The organism is Streptomyces sp. NPDC047043 (genome assembly GCF_040644055.1).
Classification (GTDB): Bacteria; Actinomycetota; Actinomycetes; order Streptomycetales; family Streptomycetaceae; genus Streptomyces.
The window spans coordinates 8,495-26,488 of the sequence record NZ_JBEYVO010000027.1 but is presented as its reverse complement, the minus strand read 5'-3'; the positions used below and the strand labels follow the sequence as shown (position 1 = coordinate 26,488).

Sequence of the window (17,994 nt, the reverse complement as noted above, 5' to 3'; positions counted from 1 at the left end):
AGCCGATCCATGCTGCTCATCCCCTGCCCGTGGTGCGGGCCCCGCGACGAGGCCGAGTTCCACTACGGCGGCCAGGCGCACGTCCCGTATCCGCAGACCCCGGCCGACCTCACCGACGAGGAGTGGGCGCGCTACCTGTTCTTCCGCGACAACCCCAAGGGCCCCTTCGCCGAACGCTGGAGCCACTCGGCGGGCTGCTGCCGCTGGTTCAACGCGGTACGGGACACGGCGACGAACGAGGTGTTGGCGGTGTACCGGGCGGGGGAGGAGCGTCCGGCAACCTTTGAGCCGAGGCCTGCCGTTTCAGCCTGTCCGGCGTTTGAGGACGAGGCCCTTTCGGAGCCCCCTGGCGGGGTCGAAGGGGCAGCGCCCCTGGAGGACGGGACGGGTAGGGGCGGCGGGGGCGAAACAACTCCGTTCCGCCACCCCACCCGCGGCCGAATCGACCGCGACACCCCCCTCACCTTCACCTTCGACGGCACCGAATACCAGGGCTACCAAGGCGACACCCTCGCCTCCGCCCTCCTGGCCAACGGCGTCATCCAAGCCGGCACCAGCATCAAGCTGGGCCGCCCGCGCGGCATCCTCTCCGCCGGCGTCGAAGAACCCAACGCCGTCATCCAGATCGAGGAACCCTTCCCCGAGCCGATGCTGCCCGCCACCGCCGTCGAGCTCTACGACGGCCTGGTCGCGACCAGCCTTCCCGGCCAGGGCCGCCTCGCCACCGAACCGGACCCGGCCCGCTACGACGCCGTACACGCCCACTGCGACCTGCTGATCGTCGGCGCAGGCCCCGCCGGCCTCGCAGCGGCGGCCGCGGCGGCGAGAAGCGGCGCCCGCGTGATCATCGCCGACGACCGTCCCGAACTCGGCGGCAGCCTCCTCGGCACCGGCGAACTCCTCGACTGGGTCGACGAGTTGGCCAGAGAGCTCGACGCCGCCCCCGACGTCCGCGTCCTGCGCCGCACCACCGTCTTCGGCTACTACGACGACAACCACCTCCTCGCCGTCGAGCGCCGAACCAACCACCTTGGCGCAGGGGCCCCCGACAACGTCTCCCGCGAACGCGTCCACCGCATCCGCGCCCGCCGGGTCGTCCTGGCCACCGGCGCCCACGAGCGCTCCCTGGCCTTCGCGGACAACGACCGCCCCGGCGTGATGCTGGCCGCCTCGGCCCGCACGTACGTCAACCGCCACGGCGTCCTGCCCGGCCGTCACGCGGTCGTGTTCACCACCAACGACAGCGCGTACGCCGCCGCCCTGGACCTCGCCGCGTCCGGCGTGGAGATCTCGGCGATCGTCGACACCCGCCCCGAGCCGGGCCAGTGGGCGGACCGTGCCCGGCAGGCCGGCATCGAGGTGCTGCCCGGTCACGCCGTCACCGGCACGGAGGGCGAGGCACGCCTGACGGCCGTGACCGTCGCGCCGTACGGGCAGACCACAGGACAACGGGAGTTCGCGGCCGACCTGCTGCTGGTCTCGGGCGGCTGGAACCCGGTGGCGCACCTGTTCAGCCAGTCCGGCGGCAAGCTTCGCCACGACGACACCCTCGGCACCTTCGTCCCCGACACCGGCCGCCAGGCCGTCGAGGTCGCGGGCAGCGCGAGCGGCGAGTTCGACCAGGCCGCGGTCCTCGCGCAGGGTGCAGCCGCCGGCGCCCGTGCGATCGAGGCCGAGGGCTACACGGCCCAGGCGCCGAGCCTCCCGCAGGTGCCCGCACAGCCGCAGCCGACCCCGTCCATGCAGGTCTTCACGGTCCCCGGCCGCGAGGGCGCCCCCCGCTTCGTCGATCTCCAACGCGACGTCACCGTCGACGACTTGGCGCGTGCGACCGGCGCCGGCCTGAACTCGGTCGAGCACACCAAGCGCTACACCACCGCCGGCACGGCCAACGACCAGGGCAAGACCTCCGGCGTCCTGGCCAGCGGCGTCGTTGCGGAACTGCTCGGCGTGGACATCTCGGCGCTCGGCACGACCACCTTCCGCCCGCCCTACACCCCCGTCTCCTTCGCCGCCCTGGCCGGCCGGGACCGCGGCGCGCTGAGCGACCCGGTCCGCACGACCGCCCTGCATCAGTGGCATGTCACACACCACGCCCTGTTCGAGAACGTCGGCCAGTGGAAGCGCCCCTGGTACTACCCCCAGGCCGGCGAGGACATGGAAGCGGCCGTACTGCGCGAGTGCGCCGCCGCCCGCGACAGCGTCGCCTTCATGGACGCCTCCACCCTCGGCAAGATCGACGTACAGGGCCCGGACGCCGGCGTCTTCCTCGACCTGCTCTACACCAACATGATGAGCACCCTGAAGGTCGGCATGATCCGCTACGGCGTGATGTGTCGCCCGGACGGCATGGTCTTCGACGACGGCACGGTCATCCGCCTGGCCCCGGACCGCTTCCTGGTCACCACGACCACCGGCAACGCGGCGACCGTACTGGACTGGATGGAGGAGTGGCTCCAGACCGAGTGGCCGGAGCTGAAGGTGCACTGCACCTCGGTCACCGAGCAGTGGGCCACCGTCGCCCTGGTCGGCCCGAAGTCCCGCACCGTCCTCGGCTCGCTCGCGCCCCAACTGGCCGTCTCCAACGACGACTTCCCGTTCATGGCCTGGCGCGAGACGACCGTTGCCGGCATCGAGGCCCGCGTCTGCCGGATCAGCTTCTCCGGCGAACTCGCCTACGAGATCAACGTGTCGCCGTGGGAGGCCCTCGCCCTGTGGGAGGCGCTGTACGAGGCCGGCGCCCCGTACGACATCACCCCGTACGGCACCGAGACCATGCACGTCCTGCGCGCCGAGAAGGGCTACCCGATCATCGGGCAGGACACCGACGGCACGGTCACCCCGCAGGACCTCGGCATGAGCTGGGCAGTCTCCAAGAAGAAGCCGGACTTCATCGGCAAGCGCTCCTTCGCCCGCGCCGACACCGTGCGCCCCGACCGCAAGCACCTGGTCGGCCTGCTCCCGGAGGACCCGGGCACCTTCCTCCCCGAGGGCACGCACCTGGTCGCCGAGAGCGAGCTGCCCGCGCCACCGGTCCCGATGCTCGGCCACGTCACCTCCAGCTACCGCAGCGCCGCCCTCGGCCGCACCTTCGCGCTCGCCCTGATCAAGGGCGGCCGCGAGCGCATCGGCGAGCGGCTCTACGCCCCCGTCGGCGACCGGCTGGTCCCGGTGACCGTCGCAAGCCCCGTCCTCTACGACCCCGAGGGAGCCCGTCGCGATGGCTGACACCGCACTCAACGCCCCGCCCCGCAGCCCCCTTTCGCACGCCGCGGACCGCCTGGCCGCCGCGACACACGCCTCCCAGGGCGCGATCCGGCTGGCCGAACTCCCCTTCCTGGCCCAGCTGAACGTCCGTCTGGACGCCAAGGGCGCCGCCGCGGACGCCGTAGGCCTGACGCTGGGGCTCCAACTGCCCCTGGAGCCCAACACAGTTGTCCGCGCAGGGGAGTTGACCGCGCTGTGGCTCGGACCGGACGAGTGGCTGCTGGTCGGCCCGCCGGGGACGCAGCGCGACCTCGAGGGCCGTATCAGGGAGGCCGCCGGAGAGGAACCGGTCTCCGTCACCGACGTCTCCGCCCAGCGCACCACGCTCCTGGTCGCGGGCCCCAGCGCCCGCGACCTGCTGGCCCACGGCTGCGCACTCGACCTGCACCCCCGGGTCTTCGCCCCCGGCCGCTGCGCCCAGACCACACTCGGGCGCACCCAGGTCGTCCTGGTCGCCCGCGACGAACCCAGGGCCGGATTCTGGGTACTGGTCCGCTCTTCCTTCGCCGGCTATCTCGCGGACTGGATACTGGACGCGGCGACGGAATACGTGTGAACATCGGGTCTCCGTCAGCCGGGTGACCGCGACCCGAAATTCACGGAGACCCGATGGAACGACGTCAGCTGGAATACTTCATCGCCGTGGTCGAACACGGCGGATTCACAGCCGCGGCCATTGCGCTCCATGTCGCCCAGCCCTCGCTGTCGCATGCCATTCGGGCCCTGGAGCGCGAATTCGGCGGAAGCCTTTTTCACCGTCTTCCGCACGGCGTCGTGCTCACCGCGGCCGGTGAAGCGCTCGTCCGCCCGGCCCAGCAGGTCCTGCGCGACCTCGCCACCGCGGGCTCCCTGGTGCGCGAGGTCCTCGGCCTGGAGGGCGGGCGGCTCGACATCGTCTCCCAGACGACACTGTCCGTCGATCCGCTCGCCGGCCTGCTCGGACGCTTCCACCGCGCGCATCCGAAGGTCTCCGTGCGCGTGGTGGACCCGGAGCGCGGAGCCGACGTGGCGGTCATGGTCGGGGCCGGCCGGTGCGAGCTCGGTCTGGTGGACGCCTCGGTGCCCACCGGGGACCTCAGCGGGATCGACCTGCCGGCGCAGGAGATGCACGTCGTCCTGCCCCCGGACCACCCGCATCCGCCGGGCAGCACCATCACCTCGCGCGAACTGGCCGCGCTGGACCTGATCGTGACGCCACCGGGCACCGAGACCCGGGTGGCGGTGGACGACGTGTGCACCGCGCTCGGCGTCGAACCGCGGATCGTGGTGGAGACCGCGCACCGCGCGATGATCGTGCCGCTGGTCCTCTCCGGCGTCGGCGCCTCCCTGCTGCCCGCCTCCATGGCCCGGGACGCCGAGCTGCGCGGGGCCCGCATGCTCTCCAACCGCCCCCGACTGCTGCGCCACGGGCGCCTGGTCTGGCGGTCGGGCCCGCTCTCGCCCGCCGCCCAGGCCTTCGTGGACCTGGCGGCCGCACCGGCCGTAACGGCCGAGGGCTGACGCCTGCAGCAGCCATAGAATTTTTCTACCGCCGTCATTCAAAACCGGTCCAGGGTGATTCTCCGCACCGTGTTGACCTGCATCGACGCCGACTGACATTTTTAATGAGCCGCAGGCGAACACGGCTGGAAGTCCAGCTGTATTGCGCCATTGATTCGGCATTGCGAAAAGTTTGTGAAATTTCCCCGGCGGACCGCATCGGAGAAATGCATGACTGAGTTCGACGCCGGACGGCACATCCTTCCCCGCCCCGACTTCCGCCGGCCCCTGACGACCGCGATGGACGTCCACGAGCAGCAGACCGCCTTCACACCCATCGGCCCGGTCCCGCCGCCGCAGGGCGCACCGAACGTGGTGATCGTGCTCGTCGACGACCTCGGCTTCGGCACCTCCAGCGCCTTCGGCGGACCGTGCCGGATGCCGGCCGCGGAACGCCTCGCCGAGGGCGGACTGCGCTACACGCGCTTCCATGTCACGGCCCTGTGCTCACCGACCCGCCAGGCCCTGCTGACCGGACGCAACCACCACTCGGTCGGCATGGGCGGCACCACCGAGATGACCACGGCGGCCCCCGGATACAACGGCTTCCGCCCGCGCAGCGCGGCCACCCTCGCCCAGATCCTGCAGGGCAACGGCTACAGCACCGCCGCCTTCGGCAAATGGCACCAGACCCCGCCGCGGGAGATCAGCGCGGTCGGGCCGTTCGACCGCTGGCCGACCGGCGAGGGCTTCGACACCTTCTACGGGTTCATGGGCGCCGAGATGAACCACTGGTACCCGCTGCTCTACCAGGGCACCACCCCCGTCGAGCCGGACCGCCGCCCCGAGGACGGCTACCACCTCTCCGAGGACCTCGTCGACCACGCCGTCGACTGGGTGCGCACCCAGCGCACCCTGACCCCGGGCCGCCCGTTCTTCACCTACCTCGCCCTCGGCGCCGCGCACGCACCGCTGCACGTGGCCCCGGAATGGCAGGAGAAGTACCGCGGCCGCTTCGACCACGGCTGGGACCGCCAGCGCGAACTGACCCTCGAGCGGCAGAAGGAACTCGGCGTGGTGCCCCAGGACGCGGACCTCGCGAACTGGGCGGAGGGCGTGCCGCACTGGGACGAACTCACCGACAACCAGCGCCGGTTGGCCGCCCGCTTCATGGAGACCTTCGCCGGGTTCACCGAACACGCCGACGTCCAGGTCGGCCGCTTCCTCGACGCCCTCGACGAACTCGGCGAGCTGGACAACACGTTGATCCTCTACATCCTCGGCGACAACGGCGCCTCGGGCGAGGGCGGCATCGAGGGCACCGTCGTCGAGCACCGGCTCGGCCACGGCATCGTCGACGACCCGGACGAGATGATCGAGCACCTCGACGAGATCGGCGGCCCCCACAGCTACCCGATCGCCCCGGCGGGCTGGGCACTGGCCCTCAACACCCCCTACCAGTGGACCAAGCAGGTGGCCTCCCACTTCGGCGGCACCCGGGACGGAATGATCCTGCACTGGCCCCAGGGAGTCCCCGAACCCGGCGGTCTGCGCCACCAGTTCTCCCACGTCATCGACGTCCTGCCGACGATCCTGGACTGCGTCGGCGTCCCGGCCCCCTTCAGCGTCGACGGCGTCACCCAGCAGCCCATCGAGGGCACCAGCATGTGGCGCACGCTCACCGATCCCGAGGCGCCCGAGCACCGTCGTACGCAGTACTTCGAGATGTGCGGCAACCGCGGCATCTACCACGAGGGCTGGATGGCGGTCACCCGGCACGGCATCCCGTGGGAGATGGTGCCCGACAAGAACAAGCGGTTCGCCGACGACGTCTGGGAGCTGTACGACCTCACCACGGACTGGAGCCAGGCCCACGACCTCGCCGCCGAACACCCCCAGAAACTGCGCCGGTTGCAGGACCTGTTCCTCATCGAGGCCGCCAAGTACCAGGTCTTCCCGCTGGACGACCGCGTCACCGAGCGGGAGAACCCCGCCGTCGCCGGACGCATCGACCTGCTCGGCGACCGCACCTCCGTGACCTACCGCGGCGGCATGCGACGGTTCACGGAGGAGACCACCCCCAACATCAAGAACCGCTCGCACAGCATCACCGCCGACATCGAGACACCGCAGACACCCGGCACGCCGGCCGAGGGCGTGCTCATCGCCCAGGGCGGCCGCTTCGGCGGCTGGTCCCTGTACGTCACCGAGGGACAACCGGCCTACGTCTACAACTACTTCGGGATGAACCGGTACACCGTGCGCGGCCAGAGGCCCCTGACGCCGGGACGGCACCAGGTGCGGCTCGAGTTCGACTACGACGGCGGAGGGCTCGGCAAGGGCGGCACCGCCACCCTCCTGGTCGACGGCGAACGGCAGGCCACCGGACGGGTCGAGCAGACCATCCCGTACTACTTCTCCTTCGACGAGACCCTCGACGTCGGCGTGGACCTCAGCACACCGGTGACCGACGACTACCCCGTCCTCGACAACGAGTTCACCGGCACCGTGCACACCGTCCGCATCGACCTGGACGCCGCGGCCGGCGAACAGGCGGCGTTCGACGGCGGGTTGCACCGACGCGTCATGGGGGCCCAGTGAACTGCTGTGCGCCGTCCGGCGGTCGGGACGCCGGGCGGCCGTCAGCCCTGCAGACCACCGACCGCCTCGCGACCACCGAGGGCATGGTGGCCATTCCCGCCGGCGACTTCCTCATGGGCAGCCAGGACGCCCACGCCTACCCCGCCGACGGCGAGGGCCCGGTGCGGACGGTGCATGTCGACGCCTTCTGGATCGACGCCTGCACGGTGTCCAACGAGCAGTTCGCCCGCTTCACCGACGAAACCGGCCACCGCACCTCCGCCGAGCGGATCGGCTGGTCGTTCGTCTTCGCCGGCCTGCTCCCGGACGACTTCCCGCCCACCCGGGGCGTGGTGGGCGCACCCTGGTGGCGTCAGGTCGAGGGCGCGGACTGGCGCCGCCCCGACGGGCCGCACTCCACCTGGCAGGACCGGCCGGACCACCCCGTCGTCCACGTCGACTGGCACGACGCCCGCGCCTACGGCGCCTGGGCCGGCAAACGCCTGCCCACCGAGGCGGAGTGGGAGCGCGCCGCCCGGGGCGGACTGCACGCCAAGGTGTTCCCCTGGGGCGACGAGCTCGAACCGGGCGGCCGCCCCCGCATGAACGTGTGGCAGGGCGACTTCCCCAGCCGCCACCCGACGGCCGATGGCTGGTACGGCACCTGCCCGGTCGACGCCTACGAGCCGGGCGGCTTCGGCCTGTACAACGCCACCGGCAACGTGTGGGAGTGGTGCGCGGACCCCTTCTCCCGCAGCGGACAGCAGCGCGTCGCCAAAGGCGGCTCGTATCTGTGCCACGCCTCCTACTGCCGCCGTTACCGGGTGGCCGCGCGGCAGGGCCTGTTCCCGGATTCGGCCACCGGCAACGTGGGATTCCGGTGCGCCGCGGACATGACGTGAAACCCTTTCGACCAAGGAGCAGGACCATGGCGGAACGAACCAGACACTGGCGCGCCGGTGCGGCGGGCACGGTGGTGCTCGGCCTCGCCCTCACCGCCTGCGGCGGCGCGAAGGTCGGCGACAACTCGGCCGCGGCGGACGGCAGTTCGGGCAAGTGCGGCACCTTCAACCTCGCGGTCAACCCGTGGGTGGGCTACGAGGCGGACGCGGCCGTCGTCGGCTACGTGGCGGAGCACGAGCTCGGCTGCAAGGTCGCCAAGAAGGACCTGAAGGCGGAGATCGGCTGGCAGGGGTTCGAGACCGGCGAGGTCGACGCCATCCTCGAGAACTGGGGCCACGAGGAGCTGAAGAAGAAGTACATCACCGGGCAGAAGACCGCCGTCGACCTGGGCGCGACCGGCAACAAGGGCATCATCGGCTGGTACATCCCGCCGTGGATCGCGAAGAAGTACCCGGACATCACCGACTGGAAGAACCTCAACAGGTACGCGTCGAACTTCAAGACCTCCGAGTCGGGCAGCAAGGGCCAGCTCCTGGACGGCGACCCCTCGTACCAGACCAATGACGCGGCCCTGGTCAAGAACCTGAAGCTGAACTTCAAGGTCGTGTACGCGGGCAGCGAGACCGCGCTCATCCAGGCCTTCCGGGACGCCGAGAAGAACAAGAAATGGGTGATCGGCTACTTCTACGAGCCGCAGTGGTTCTTCTCGGAGATCCCCCTGGTCCACATCGACCTGCCCCAGCACACGACAGGCTGCGACGCCGAACCGGCGAAGGTCGCCTGCGACTACCCCGTCTTCGACCTCGACAAGATCGTCAGCACCAGGTTCGCCAAGTCCGGCAGCCCGGCCTACGACCTGGTGAAGAACTTCCAGTGGACCAACACCGACCAGAACACCGTGGCGAAATCCATCGCCCTGGACAAGATGACGCCGGAGGCGGCGGCGAAGAAGTGGGTCGACGCCAATCCGGACAAGGTCAAGGCCTGGCTCGGGTAGGGCTCCTCAGCCGAGGATGCGGCGCTTCTGCTCCTCGAACTCCGCCTCGGTCAGAACTCCTTGCGTCTTCAGCTCGCCCAGTTGCTTGAGCTGCGCGATCTTGTCGGACATCTCGTCCGACGGGGCGGCCGGCGGCGCCGACTGGGCAGGCGCCTGCTGGTACGTCTGTTGTTGTTCGTAGTCCTGCTGCGCCCACCGTCCGGCCTGACGCCGCGAAACGCGGTTCGACACGGCCGTGGCGGTGCCGGCGACGACGGCGGTGCGCGCGACACCGCGAAGCAGTCCGGGCATGTCCACTCATCTCCCAGGATTGTGCAACCCGCCGGCGCAGGGGCCTGCGCCGCGGGCCCGCGTCTTCGATCAGCCGACGGCAGATCCCGCGCCGGACGCTGCGGCCTCGGCAGCGTCCAAGGAGGCCAACAGGGCCTGGACCGGGATACGCCCGCTGGCCACCATCTGAGCGCCGCTCCGCCGCAGCGCCCGTGCCAGCGGGGCCGCCCACACGTTCTCGTAGACCAGGAGTGCCGCGGAGTTGCCCGGCTCCAGCACGTTCCCTGCTTCCTTGATGTCCTCGTCGCCCATGAGGCCGGAGGAGGCTCCTTCGAAGACGGACAGATCCACCTCGTCCCCCACCTCCTTCAGCTCCAGAACCGAGACCGAGCCGTCCTTGTCCTTGCGGACGAAGAGAAAATCAAGAATGCGGATGATGCCGCGATCGACCAGGTCGACGAGCAGCGGGAATCCCTCACCCGTCATCCGGTTGCCGGGGAACTCGACGACCAGATAGTCGACGGGCCCCATTTCTTCCAGGTCGTCACTCATGGTCACTCCTGACCAGCGGAAGGGATGGAAAACAGGTGCGTCAGGCGCTGTCGTTCACCAATCCGAACGCCTCGGCGATCTTGCCGGCCGCCGAGACGACACGAGCGCTGCCGACCACCGGGGCGATGGCGACCAGCGTGCCCTGCACCTTCTCCAGCGGAACGCCGCTCTCGGCGGCAGCGCCCACGTTGAGCAGGTAGCTCGAGGGCGCCGCGTCCAGGGCGACCAGCGCGGCGATGCGCGCCAGCAGGTACGTCTCCGTGTCCAGTCCGGACCGCTCGAAGGTGTCGAGCTGCATCTGGACAAGCGTCTCGAACACGGGGGCGTCGGCCGCGGCGAGGTTCCCGATGTTCCGTTCTGCCGTCGTTTCGCCGGCCATGTCAGCGCTCCTTTCGGCTCCTTTCGTTCCTGGCACGCTGCTCATGGTCACGCGATCGGGACGGGGCGGCATCACCCATGGCGGGTGGTCCGGTGGGCGCCGCTCGGCTGGCGCCGGCCGCGATGAACGGCTTCGTGCAGCTCCCGGAGCGGGATCATGCGCCCGCCCCTGGGGGAATGCGTGAGGTGGTCGTCACTCGTCGCGGCCGGCCGACGGGTTCAGGGTGCTCCGACCGAGCGCCCCGTCCACGACGGGGCCGGCTCCGTCAGCGCCGCGAGACGCTCACGGACCGTCTCGGGAAGCGGCGTCGCCCGGCCGGCCGCCTGGTCGACGTGGAGCAGGAGCAGCTCGATGGTGGCCACCGGCTCGGCATCGGCCGCCGGCTCCGTGCCCACGTACATCTCGTGCGTGAACCACGCCTTCTTCCCCGCCGCACTCAACATCCTTGTCCGTACGGCGAGTTGGGCGCCCTCCGGGACGTCCCGCAGATAGCGGACGTGGGACTCCACCGTGTACAGCGAGCAGCCGGTGCTCTTGCGGTACGCGGCGTCCATGCCGGTGAGCTCCATCATGGTGTCCGTCGCGAAGCCGAAGACCAGGACGTAGTACGCCTCGCTCATGTGGCCGTTGTAGTCGATCCACTCCGGGCGCACGGTGTCCCGGTACAGCGGCAGGTGTGACGGGTTCACTGGGTGCCCTCCCCGGGCAGTCGGCCGGTGGCGCGCAGGACGGCGATCACGCCCCGGTCGCGTTCGGCGACCAGGTCTGCGATCGTACGGCCGTCGGCGGCCTCGTCGCAGCCGGCCACGACCGCGTCGTAGAGCGCCTTGTCCAGCTCAGGGGCCTCCAGGCGGGTCCAGGGGGACTTCAGGGACGGGCCGAAGTGGTCGAGCATGTGGGCCATTCCGCCCTCGCCGCCCGCGAGGGCGAAGGTGAGCATCGGGCCCATGATCGCCCAGCGCAGGCCGGGGCCCTCGGTGATGGACAGGTCGATGTCGCGGACGGTCGCCTCACCGCCGGCGACCATGTGCAGGGCCTCCCGCCACAGTGCCTCCTGGAGGCGGTTGGCGATGAAGCCGGGGACCTCGCGGTCCATGGTGATGACCGACTTGCCCGCCACCTCGTAGAACCGGGACGCCCACCGCACCGCCTCCGCATCCGTGCGCTCCCCGCCGACGACCTCGACGAGCGGGATGAGATACGGCGGGTTGAACGGGTGGCCGACGACGAGGCGGCCCGGCGTGACCGCCTCGGTCTGCATGTCGGTCATCGGGTAGCCGGAGGTGGAGGAGGCGATGACGACTCCCGCGGGCGTCGCGGCGTCCAGCTTCGCCAGCAGTTCGCGCTTGAGGTCGAGCTTCTCCGGGGCGCTCTCCTGCACGAACTGCGCCTCGGCGACGGCCTCTTCGAGGGTCGCGGTGACCGTGAGGCGGTTTGTCGAGGCGCCCGGCGCGAGCCCGAGCTGTTCGAGTGCCGGCCATGCGGCCTCGACGAGGCGTCGCAGCCTGGCCTCTGCGTCGGGGGCCGGGTCCCAGGCCGTGACGTCGTAGCCGCGGGCCAGGAAGTGGGCGACCCAGCCGCCGCCGATCACTCCTGCGCCGACGCAGGCGACGCGGCGTACGTCCTCGGGGGAGGGCGTGGGGGTGGAAGTCTCCGTCATCTACGGCTCCTTGCAGTGGGGGAGGGGCGATGCGGGTTGGGGCGGGCGCTCACCCCCGGGGCTTGAGCCCGAGCTTGAGGCGGGCCTCGTCGGGAGTCGCGACCCGCGCCCCCAGCGCCTCGACGATCGTCACGGCGCGCTCCACCAGCTGGGCGTTGGTCGCCTTGACACCCTTGCCGAGGTAGAGGTTGTCCTCCAGGCCGACCCGCACATGCCCGCCGAGCAGCATCGACTGCGCCACCCACGGCATCTGCATCCGGCCCAGCGCGAAGCTCGCCCACTGGGCACCCTCCGGCAGCATGTTGACCATCGACTGCAGTACGCCCGGGTCTGCGGGCGCTCCCCACGGGATGCCCATGCACAGCTGGAACACGGTCGGATCGTCCAGCAGCCCCTCGGCGAGCAGCTGCTTGGCGAACCACAGGTGCCCGGTGTCGAAGATCTCCAACTCGGGTCGTACGCCCAGCTCCTGGATGCGCTTGGCGCCGGTGCGCAGCATGTCGGGCGTGGAGACGTAGAGGTTGGAGCCGTCGCCGAAGTTGAGCGAGCCGCAGTCCAGGGTGCAGATGTCGGGCAGCAGGTCCTCGACGTGCGGCAGCCGCTCCAGGCCGCCGACCAGGTCGGTGCCGGGCAGCTGCTTCAGCGGTTCGTCCGGGTCGATGACCAGGTCGCCGCCCATGCCCGCGGTGAGGTTGATGACGACGTCGGTCCCGGTCTCCTTGATGCGCTCGACGACCTCGCGGTACAGGCGCGGATCGCGGGAGGGCGCCCCGGTCTCGGGATCGCGGACGTGGATGTGGACCGCGGCGGCACCGGCCTCGGCGGCCTGCACCGCGGAGGCGGCGATCTGCTCGGGGGTGACGGGCACGTGCGGGCTCTTGCGCACGGTGTCACCGGCGCCGGTGAGGGCGCACGTGATGATGACGTCCTGATTCATGGTCGCGCTGGTTCCTCTCGGGGACGGAGGCGGGCGACGAAGACCCCACGACCGTAACCGCGCACACGCCGAAGCGGCAAGCCCCTGGTTTCATGATGCGTGCGCTCATCGCGCATTATGAAATCGGCGGGGTGTCAGAGGGTCTGTGCCGCCCGTGCGATCTCGTCCGCCGCCGCCCGTGCCAGCGGTCCCAGCGTCGTGAACCGCGACTCGGGCACCCGGTCCTGCGGCCCCCAGATGCTGACCACCGCGAACGGCCGGCCGCGGCTGCCGAGCACCGGTGCGGAGACGCCGTACAGATTCCGCTCCAACTCGCCCACGCAGACGCCGTAGCCGCGCTCCCGCGTCTCCTGCAGCTCGGCCCGCAGCCGCGCCCGGTCGGTGACCGTGGTGTCCGTGAACGCGTCCAGCGGCCCGGCGAGCAGCGCGTCCGCCTCCTCCTCGGGCAGCCAGGCCAGCAGCGCCTTGCCGGTGGACGTCGCGTGCAGCGGCACCTGCCGGCCCAGCCACTTGGCGCTGAGCACGACCGGTGGGGTGACCTCGTCGATGTAGGTGAGCCCGAGCTGCTGGACCACCGCCAGGTTCGCGGTCTCGCCCGTCTGCTCGCTGACCCGGCTCAGCGTGCCGTGCGCCCGGCGGATCAGCCCGTCGTAGCCCGCCGCCGAGGCCATCCGGGCCACCGCGAAACCGATCGTGTAGCGGTTGGTGACGGGGCTGCGCTCCACCAGCCCGAACTGCTCCAGCGTGGACAGCAGGCGCCAGGCCGTGGCGCGGTTGAGGTCGCAGCGGGCGGCCAGGTTGGCGGCCGTGTCCCCGTCCGGCGCGCTGTCGGCCGTCGCCTGCAGCAGGACGATCGCCCGCTCCAGCGACTGGACCTTGCCCGACGCCGACGCCGACGCCGCGACCGGGGCCGATGCCTCGCCCGGCTCGACGGTCTCGGGCGTCTCGCCGTTGTCGGTGGTGTGTCCGGCCTTCGACTTACGCATCTCTTCCCCTTGACTCTCGGCCCCTTGACCTACCTGACAGTCGTCCCTATCTTCTCACCATCCGTGCGGCCATCGCGTCATATGAACGTCTCGAACGTCTTGCGATCTGAACGACTCGCGATCCGAAGGCGAGGCCAGCCATGCCCGACACCCATTCCCCTCCCCACGCGATGACGCGCAGGGACATCCTCCGCGGCGGCGCCCTCCTCGCCGCCGCCCTCCCGGCCGCCGGCCTGCTCACCGCCTGCTCCAGGACCACCGTCGCCGCCACGAGCGGCAGGCCGGTGCGCGGCGGCGCGCTGCGCGTCGGCGTCAGCGGCGGCAGCGCCAAGGACACCCTCGACCCGCACAACCCGCTGTCCTACCCCGACCAGGCGCGGGTGGTGAACCTGTTCGAGCCGCTCTTCTACCACGACGCCGACTACCGCCTGAAACCCTTCCTCGCCGAGTCGATCGAACCGTCCAAGGACGGCAGGACCTGGCTGCTGAAGCTGCGCCCCGGCGTCGAGTTCCACAACGGCAAGCCCCTCGACGCCCGCGACGTCATCGCCACCCTGCGCCGCATCGTCGACCCCAAGGCCCCCACCGCCGGCGCCACCAGCCTCTCGGTGATCGACGCGAAGGCCCTGCACCGGGTGGACGCCACCACCGTACGCATCCCGCTGAAGTATCCCTACGCGCTGCTGGAGGACCTGCTCGCGCAGTACAGCCTCGGCATCGTCCCCGAGGACTTCGACCTGAAGCGGCCCGTCGGCACCGGCCCCTTCGTGTACGGGTCCTTCGCGCCCGGCGACCGGTCGACGTTCACGCGGTTCGCCAACTACTGGCGGCGGCCCGCCTACCTCGACGAGCTGCACATCCTCGACTTCCCCGACGACACCGCGAAGATCAACGCCCTGCTCAGCGCACAGATCGACGCCATCGACAACCTCCCGCCCGCCTACATCGGCATGATCAAGAAGCAGGGCGGCCATGTGCTCGTCTCCCAGACCGGCGCCTGGAACCCGTTCACGATGCGCGTGGACACCGCACCCTTCGACGACGTGCGGGTACGCCAGGCATTCCGCCTCATCGTCGACCGGCCCCAGATGGTCAAGCAGGTCCTCGGCGGCCAGGGCCGCATCGGCAACGACCTCTACGCCCCCTTCGACGTCGCCTACGACCATCAACTCCCGCAACGCCACCAGGACTTGGGGCAAGCGAGGTCCCTGCTCAAGGCGGCCGGGCAGGAGAACCTGACCGTCGAGCTCGTCACCTCCACCGGCATCGGTTCGGGCTCCATCGAGGCGGCCCAGCTCTTCGCCGAGCAGGCCAAGGGCGCCGGAGTGAAGGTCAAGGTCCGCATCGCCGACTCCGCGACCTTCTACGGCGACCGCTATCTGAGCTGGCCGTTCGCCCAGGACTACTGGTTCACCCGCAACTACCTGCCCCAGGTGGACGTCGGGTCCCTCAAGACCTCCCCGTACAACGAAACCCACTGGAACGACGCGGAGTTCAACACCCTCATGGACCGGGCCCGCCGCGAATTCGACGCGGACAAACGCAGCGAACTCCTCAAAGCCGCCCAGAAGATCGAGTACGAGCGGGGCGGCCACATCATCTGGGGGTTCAAGAACCAGGTCGACGCCTACGCCGCCAACGTCACCGGCTTCACCCCCAACCGCAATCTGCCGCTCTCCAACTACGAGTTCCGCAATGTCTCGGTCAGCGGCTGAGGCCGCGGCGCTTCCCGCGACGGTCGGGTCCACCCGTCGCGACGACGCCTCCTCGTCCGCCGCACGCACCTGGACCCTGTGGCTGCTGCGCCGGGTCGGACTCGCGCTGCTCACCCTCTGGCTGATCTCGCTGCTCGTCTTCACGGCCACCCATCTGCTCGGCGACCCCGCCCAGGCCATCCTCGGCCGCTCCGCCACCCCGGAACGCCTGGCCGCCCTGCGCAGGCAGCTCGGCCTCGACCACTCCGCCGTCCACCAGTACTTCTCCTGGCTCGGCGGCGTCCTCACCGGCGACTTCGGCACCTCGCTCGCAACGAAGGGCCCGGTGTCCACGCTCATCGGCGGGCGGATCGTCAACAGCACGGTGCTGGTCGCCGTGTCCGCCGTGATCATCGCCCCGCTGTCGGCCCTGATCGCCCTCTACTCGGCCCGCCGCCGCGACCGGGCCGCCGACCACATCATCCAGGTCGCCCTGCTCGGCACGGCCGCACTCCCGGAGTTCGTGATCGGCATCCTGCTGGTCACGCTCTTCTCCACCGTCGTCTTCACCTGGTTGCCGTCGGTGGCGGTGTCCTGGACGGGCAGCCCGTGGACGGACCCGATCGTCATGATCCTCCCGGTGGCCACGCTCACCCTCGCCGTCGTCCCGTACGTCGCCCGCATCCTGCGAGCGAGCCTCATCGAGGTCCTGGAGAGCGACTACGTGGAGATGGCCCGCCTCAAGGGCGTGCCCGAGCGCAGGGCGGTCGGCCGGCACGCCCTCGGCAACGCCGTCGTCCCCGCGATCCAGGTCATGGCGCTCCAACTGGCCTGGCTGGCCGGGGGAGTCGTCGTGGTCGAAAGCCTCTTCCTCTACCCCGGGATCGGCACCGCGCTGGTCGACGCGGTGCGCAACCGCGACGTACCGGTGATCCAGGCACTGGCCCTGCTGATCGCCGCGGTCTACGTCGTCGTCAATCTGATCGCCGATGTCCTGACCATCCTGGTGACGCCCAAGTTGCGGACGGGGGTGCGGTGATGACAGCCGCAGTGCTCGAAGTGCCGGTTCCTGTACGGCGGTTCCGGCTGCGCGGCGCGTTCGCCTCCGGCCGTACCTGGGTCGGCATCCTGCTGACCGTACTGGTCATGGGCGTGGCCTTCCTGGGCCCGCTGTTCGCCCCGCACGGCGAGAACGACATCGTCGGGGCGCCGTACTCGGACTCCGCGCCCGGCGCGCTGCTCGGCACGGACTACCTGGGCCAGGACGTGTGGAGCCGACTGCTGGCCGGCGGCAACTGGGTGGTCGTGACCGCCGTGTTGGCCACGCTGCTCGGCATGGTGCTGGGCGTGGCGGCAGGCCTGATCGCGGGTTACGCCCGGGGCTGGGTGGACGAGGTGGTCATGCGGGTCTGCGACGTGGTGCTCGCCTTCCCGCAGATCGTGCTCGTCCTGGTGCTGCTGTCGGTGGCGGGCCCCAAGCGGTGGCTGGTCGTGGTGGTCGTCGGCGTCTCGCACGCGCCACGCGTCGCCCGGCTGACCCGGGGCATGACGACCGGCCTCGCGACACGTGAATTCGTCCAGTCCGCGGAAGCGCTGGGCGAGAAACGGACCCGGATCCTCTTCGCCGAACTCCTGCCCAACATGACCGCGCCGCTGCTGGCGGAGCTGGGACTGCGCCTGACGTACTCGGTGGGTCTGGTCGCCTCCATCGGCTTCCTCGGCTTCGCCTCCGACCCCAGCGCCGCCGACTGGGGCCTGATGATCAACGAAAACCGCCTCGCCCTCGCCGTCCAGCCCTGGGCGATCCTCGCCCCCGTCCTCGCCATCGCGGTCCTCGCCCTCGGCACCAACCTCATCGCCGACGGAATCGCCCGGGCAGCAGCGGGAGCGGACGCCGGCACGACCAAGGGGGCGAACTCATGAGCGTGCAGCACATCGGTACGTCTGCCGCCGGAGCCGGAGCCGGAGCCGGAGCCGGAGCCGGAGCCGGCGTCGGCGAGAGCGGCGACGCCATGGGTGCCGTGTCCGTCGCCGCCACTGCCGTCGGGTTCTTGGCCGGCGTGGGGAGCGGGTCTCTGTGCGCCGAGTTCGTGGATGCGATGTCCGTCGGGTCGTTGACCAGTGAGCGGAGCGGTTTCGCGGGCGCTGTTCCTGTCGTAGAGGCGTCTGTCGGAGTTGGCCTTGGCGCCGGGACGGCCGTCGGGTTCTTGGCCGGCGTGGGGAGCGGGTCTCTGTGCGCCGAGTTCGTGGATGCGATGTCCGTCGGGTCGTTGACCAGTGAGCGGAGCGG

At 70.6% G+C, this 17,994-nt stretch carries 17 protein-coding genes; 10 read left to right on the top strand and 7 right to left on the bottom strand.

What is annotated here, in order from left to right; genetic code table 11:
* The first annotated feature begins 9 nt into the window (after positions 1-9).
* The 6 genes from ABZ880_RS35835 to ABZ880_RS35810 all read left to right on the top strand — a co-directional run bounded on the left by ABZ880_RS35835 (position 10) and on the right by ABZ880_RS35810 (position 9,226).
* Positions 10-3,228: a sarcosine oxidase subunit alpha family protein gene (locus ABZ880_RS35835; protein ID WP_361271807.1), complete on the top strand. Its 3,219-nt coding sequence runs from the start codon at positions 10-12 to the stop codon at positions 3,226-3,228.
* Positions 3,221-3,823: a sarcosine oxidase subunit gamma family protein gene (locus ABZ880_RS35830; RefSeq protein ID WP_361271804.1), complete on the top strand. Its 603-nt coding sequence runs from the start codon at positions 3,221-3,223 to the stop codon at positions 3,821-3,823. Before ABZ880_RS35835 ends, ABZ880_RS35830 begins: the two co-directional genes overlap by 8 nt.
* 53 nt (positions 3,824-3,876) lie before the next feature.
* Positions 3,877-4,767 (top strand): LysR family transcriptional regulator, encoded by an 891-nt coding sequence (locus ABZ880_RS35825; RefSeq protein WP_361271801.1) that lies wholly within the window; start codon positions 3,877-3,879, stop codon positions 4,765-4,767.
* A gap of 210 nt (positions 4,768-4,977) precedes the next feature.
* Positions 4,978-7,347 (top strand): arylsulfatase, encoded by a 2,370-nt coding sequence (locus ABZ880_RS35820; protein ID WP_361271798.1) that lies wholly within the window; start codon positions 4,978-4,980, stop codon positions 7,345-7,347.
* An 83-nt stretch (positions 7,348-7,430) separates the two neighbouring features.
* Entirely contained in the window at positions 7,431-8,228 is a 798-nt protein-coding gene (locus ABZ880_RS35815; protein ID WP_361271796.1) for a formylglycine-generating enzyme family protein, read from the top strand.
* A 26-nt stretch (positions 8,229-8,254) separates the two neighbouring features.
* Positions 8,255-9,226, top strand: a complete 972-nt coding sequence (locus ABZ880_RS35810; protein ID WP_361271793.1) for an ABC transporter substrate-binding protein — start codon at positions 8,255-8,257, stop codon at positions 9,224-9,226.
* 6 nt (positions 9,227-9,232) lie between these two features.
* On the opposite strand, the gene ABZ880_RS35805 is transcribed toward ABZ880_RS35810, so the two are convergent.
* The 7 genes from ABZ880_RS35805 to ABZ880_RS35775 all read right to left on the bottom strand — a co-directional run bounded on the left by ABZ880_RS35805 (position 9,233) and on the right by ABZ880_RS35775 (position 14,010).
* On the bottom strand, positions 9,233-9,517 hold the full coding sequence (locus tag ABZ880_RS35805; protein ID WP_361271791.1) for an SHOCT domain-containing protein: 285 nt from the start codon (positions 9,515-9,517) through the stop codon (positions 9,233-9,235).
* Positions 9,518-9,586: 69 nt separating this feature from the next.
* Positions 9,587-10,048: a DUF6325 family protein gene (locus tag ABZ880_RS35800; protein ID WP_361271789.1), complete on the bottom strand. Its 462-nt coding sequence runs from the start codon at positions 10,046-10,048 to the stop codon at positions 9,587-9,589.
* A 40-nt stretch (positions 10,049-10,088) separates the two neighbouring features.
* The gene (locus tag ABZ880_RS35795) at positions 10,089-10,427 is read right to left on the bottom strand and encodes a carboxymuconolactone decarboxylase family protein (protein WP_361271787.1); all 339 of its coding nucleotides are present in this window, start codon (positions 10,425-10,427) and stop codon (positions 10,089-10,091) included.
* 218 nt (positions 10,428-10,645) lie between these two features.
* Positions 10,646-11,116, bottom strand: a complete 471-nt coding sequence (locus tag ABZ880_RS35790; RefSeq protein WP_361271785.1) for a thioesterase family protein — start codon at positions 11,114-11,116, stop codon at positions 10,646-10,648.
* On the bottom strand, positions 11,113-12,087 hold the full coding sequence (locus ABZ880_RS35785) for a 3-hydroxyacyl-CoA dehydrogenase NAD-binding domain-containing protein (protein ID WP_361271782.1): 975 nt from the start codon (positions 12,085-12,087) through the stop codon (positions 11,113-11,115). The genes ABZ880_RS35790 and ABZ880_RS35785 overlap by 4 nt, the downstream gene beginning before the upstream one ends.
* Positions 12,088-12,136: 49 nt before the next feature.
* Complete coding sequence (locus ABZ880_RS35780) at positions 12,137-13,024, bottom strand: 3-keto-5-aminohexanoate cleavage protein (protein ID WP_361271780.1); 888 nt, start codon at positions 13,022-13,024, stop codon at positions 12,137-12,139.
* Positions 13,025-13,158: 134 nt separating this feature from the next.
* Positions 13,159-14,010, bottom strand: a complete 852-nt coding sequence (locus ABZ880_RS35775) for an IclR family transcriptional regulator (protein WP_361271778.1) — start codon at positions 14,008-14,010, stop codon at positions 13,159-13,161.
* 140 nt (positions 14,011-14,150) lie between these two features.
* On the opposite strand from ABZ880_RS35775, the gene ABZ880_RS35770 reads away from it, so the two are divergent.
* The 4 genes from ABZ880_RS35770 to ABZ880_RS35755 all read left to right on the top strand — a co-directional run.
* The gene (locus tag ABZ880_RS35770) at positions 14,151-15,725 is read left to right on the top strand and encodes an ABC transporter substrate-binding protein (protein ID WP_361271775.1); all 1,575 of its coding nucleotides are present in this window, start codon (positions 14,151-14,153) and stop codon (positions 15,723-15,725) included.
* Complete coding sequence (locus ABZ880_RS35765) at positions 15,706-16,743, top strand: ABC transporter permease (RefSeq protein WP_361271773.1); 1,038 nt, start codon at positions 15,706-15,708, stop codon at positions 16,741-16,743. Before ABZ880_RS35770 ends, ABZ880_RS35765 begins: the two co-directional genes overlap by 20 nt.
* Positions 16,743-17,627 (top strand): ABC transporter permease, encoded by an 885-nt coding sequence (locus ABZ880_RS35760; RefSeq protein WP_361271770.1) that lies wholly within the window; start codon positions 16,743-16,745, stop codon positions 17,625-17,627. The genes ABZ880_RS35765 and ABZ880_RS35760 overlap by 1 nt, the downstream gene beginning before the upstream one ends.
* Positions 17,624-17,994 (top strand): hypothetical protein (locus ABZ880_RS35755; protein ID WP_361271767.1); only part of this gene is annotated, 371 nt, incomplete at its 3' end. The genes ABZ880_RS35760 and ABZ880_RS35755, both read left to right, overlap by 4 nt.

Coding starts and splice junctions, on each gene's coding strand:
- ABZ880_RS35825 (WP_361271801.1), top strand. CDS start 3,877: ATGGAACGACGTCAGCTGGAATACTTCATCGCCGTGGTCGAACACGGC.
- ABZ880_RS35800 (WP_361271789.1), bottom strand. CDS start 10,048: ATGAGTGACGACCTGGAAGAAATGGGGCCCGTCGACTATCTGGTCGTC.
- ABZ880_RS35815 (WP_361271796.1), top strand. CDS start 7,431: ATGGTGGCCATTCCCGCCGGCGACTTCCTCATGGGCAGCCAGGACGCC.
- ABZ880_RS35810 (WP_361271793.1), top strand. CDS start 8,255: ATGGCGGAACGAACCAGACACTGGCGCGCCGGTGCGGCGGGCACGGTG.
- ABZ880_RS35795 (WP_361271787.1), bottom strand. CDS start 10,427: ATGGCCGGCGAAACGACGGCAGAACGGAACATCGGGAACCTCGCCGCG.
- ABZ880_RS35820 (WP_361271798.1), top strand. CDS start 4,978: ATGACTGAGTTCGACGCCGGACGGCACATCCTTCCCCGCCCCGACTTC.
- ABZ880_RS35775 (WP_361271778.1), bottom strand. CDS start 14,010: ATGCGTAAGTCGAAGGCCGGACACACCACCGACAACGGCGAGACGCCC.
- ABZ880_RS35830 (WP_361271804.1), top strand. CDS start 3,221: ATGGCTGACACCGCACTCAACGCCCCGCCCCGCAGCCCCCTTTCGCAC.
- ABZ880_RS35785 (WP_361271782.1), bottom strand. CDS start 12,087: ATGACGGAGACTTCCACCCCCACGCCCTCCCCCGAGGACGTACGCCGC.
- ABZ880_RS35805 (WP_361271791.1), bottom strand. CDS start 9,517: ATGCCCGGACTGCTTCGCGGTGTCGCGCGCACCGCCGTCGTCGCCGGC.
- ABZ880_RS35770 (WP_361271775.1), top strand. CDS start 14,151: ATGCCCGACACCCATTCCCCTCCCCACGCGATGACGCGCAGGGACATC.
- ABZ880_RS35760 (WP_361271770.1), top strand. CDS start 16,743: ATGACAGCCGCAGTGCTCGAAGTGCCGGTTCCTGTACGGCGGTTCCGG.
- ABZ880_RS35780 (WP_361271780.1), bottom strand. CDS start 13,024: ATGAATCAGGACGTCATCATCACGTGCGCCCTCACCGGCGCCGGTGAC.
- ABZ880_RS35765 (WP_361271773.1), top strand. CDS start 15,706: ATGTCTCGGTCAGCGGCTGAGGCCGCGGCGCTTCCCGCGACGGTCGGG.
- ABZ880_RS35835 (WP_361271807.1), top strand. CDS start 10: ATGCTGCTCATCCCCTGCCCGTGGTGCGGGCCCCGCGACGAGGCCGAG.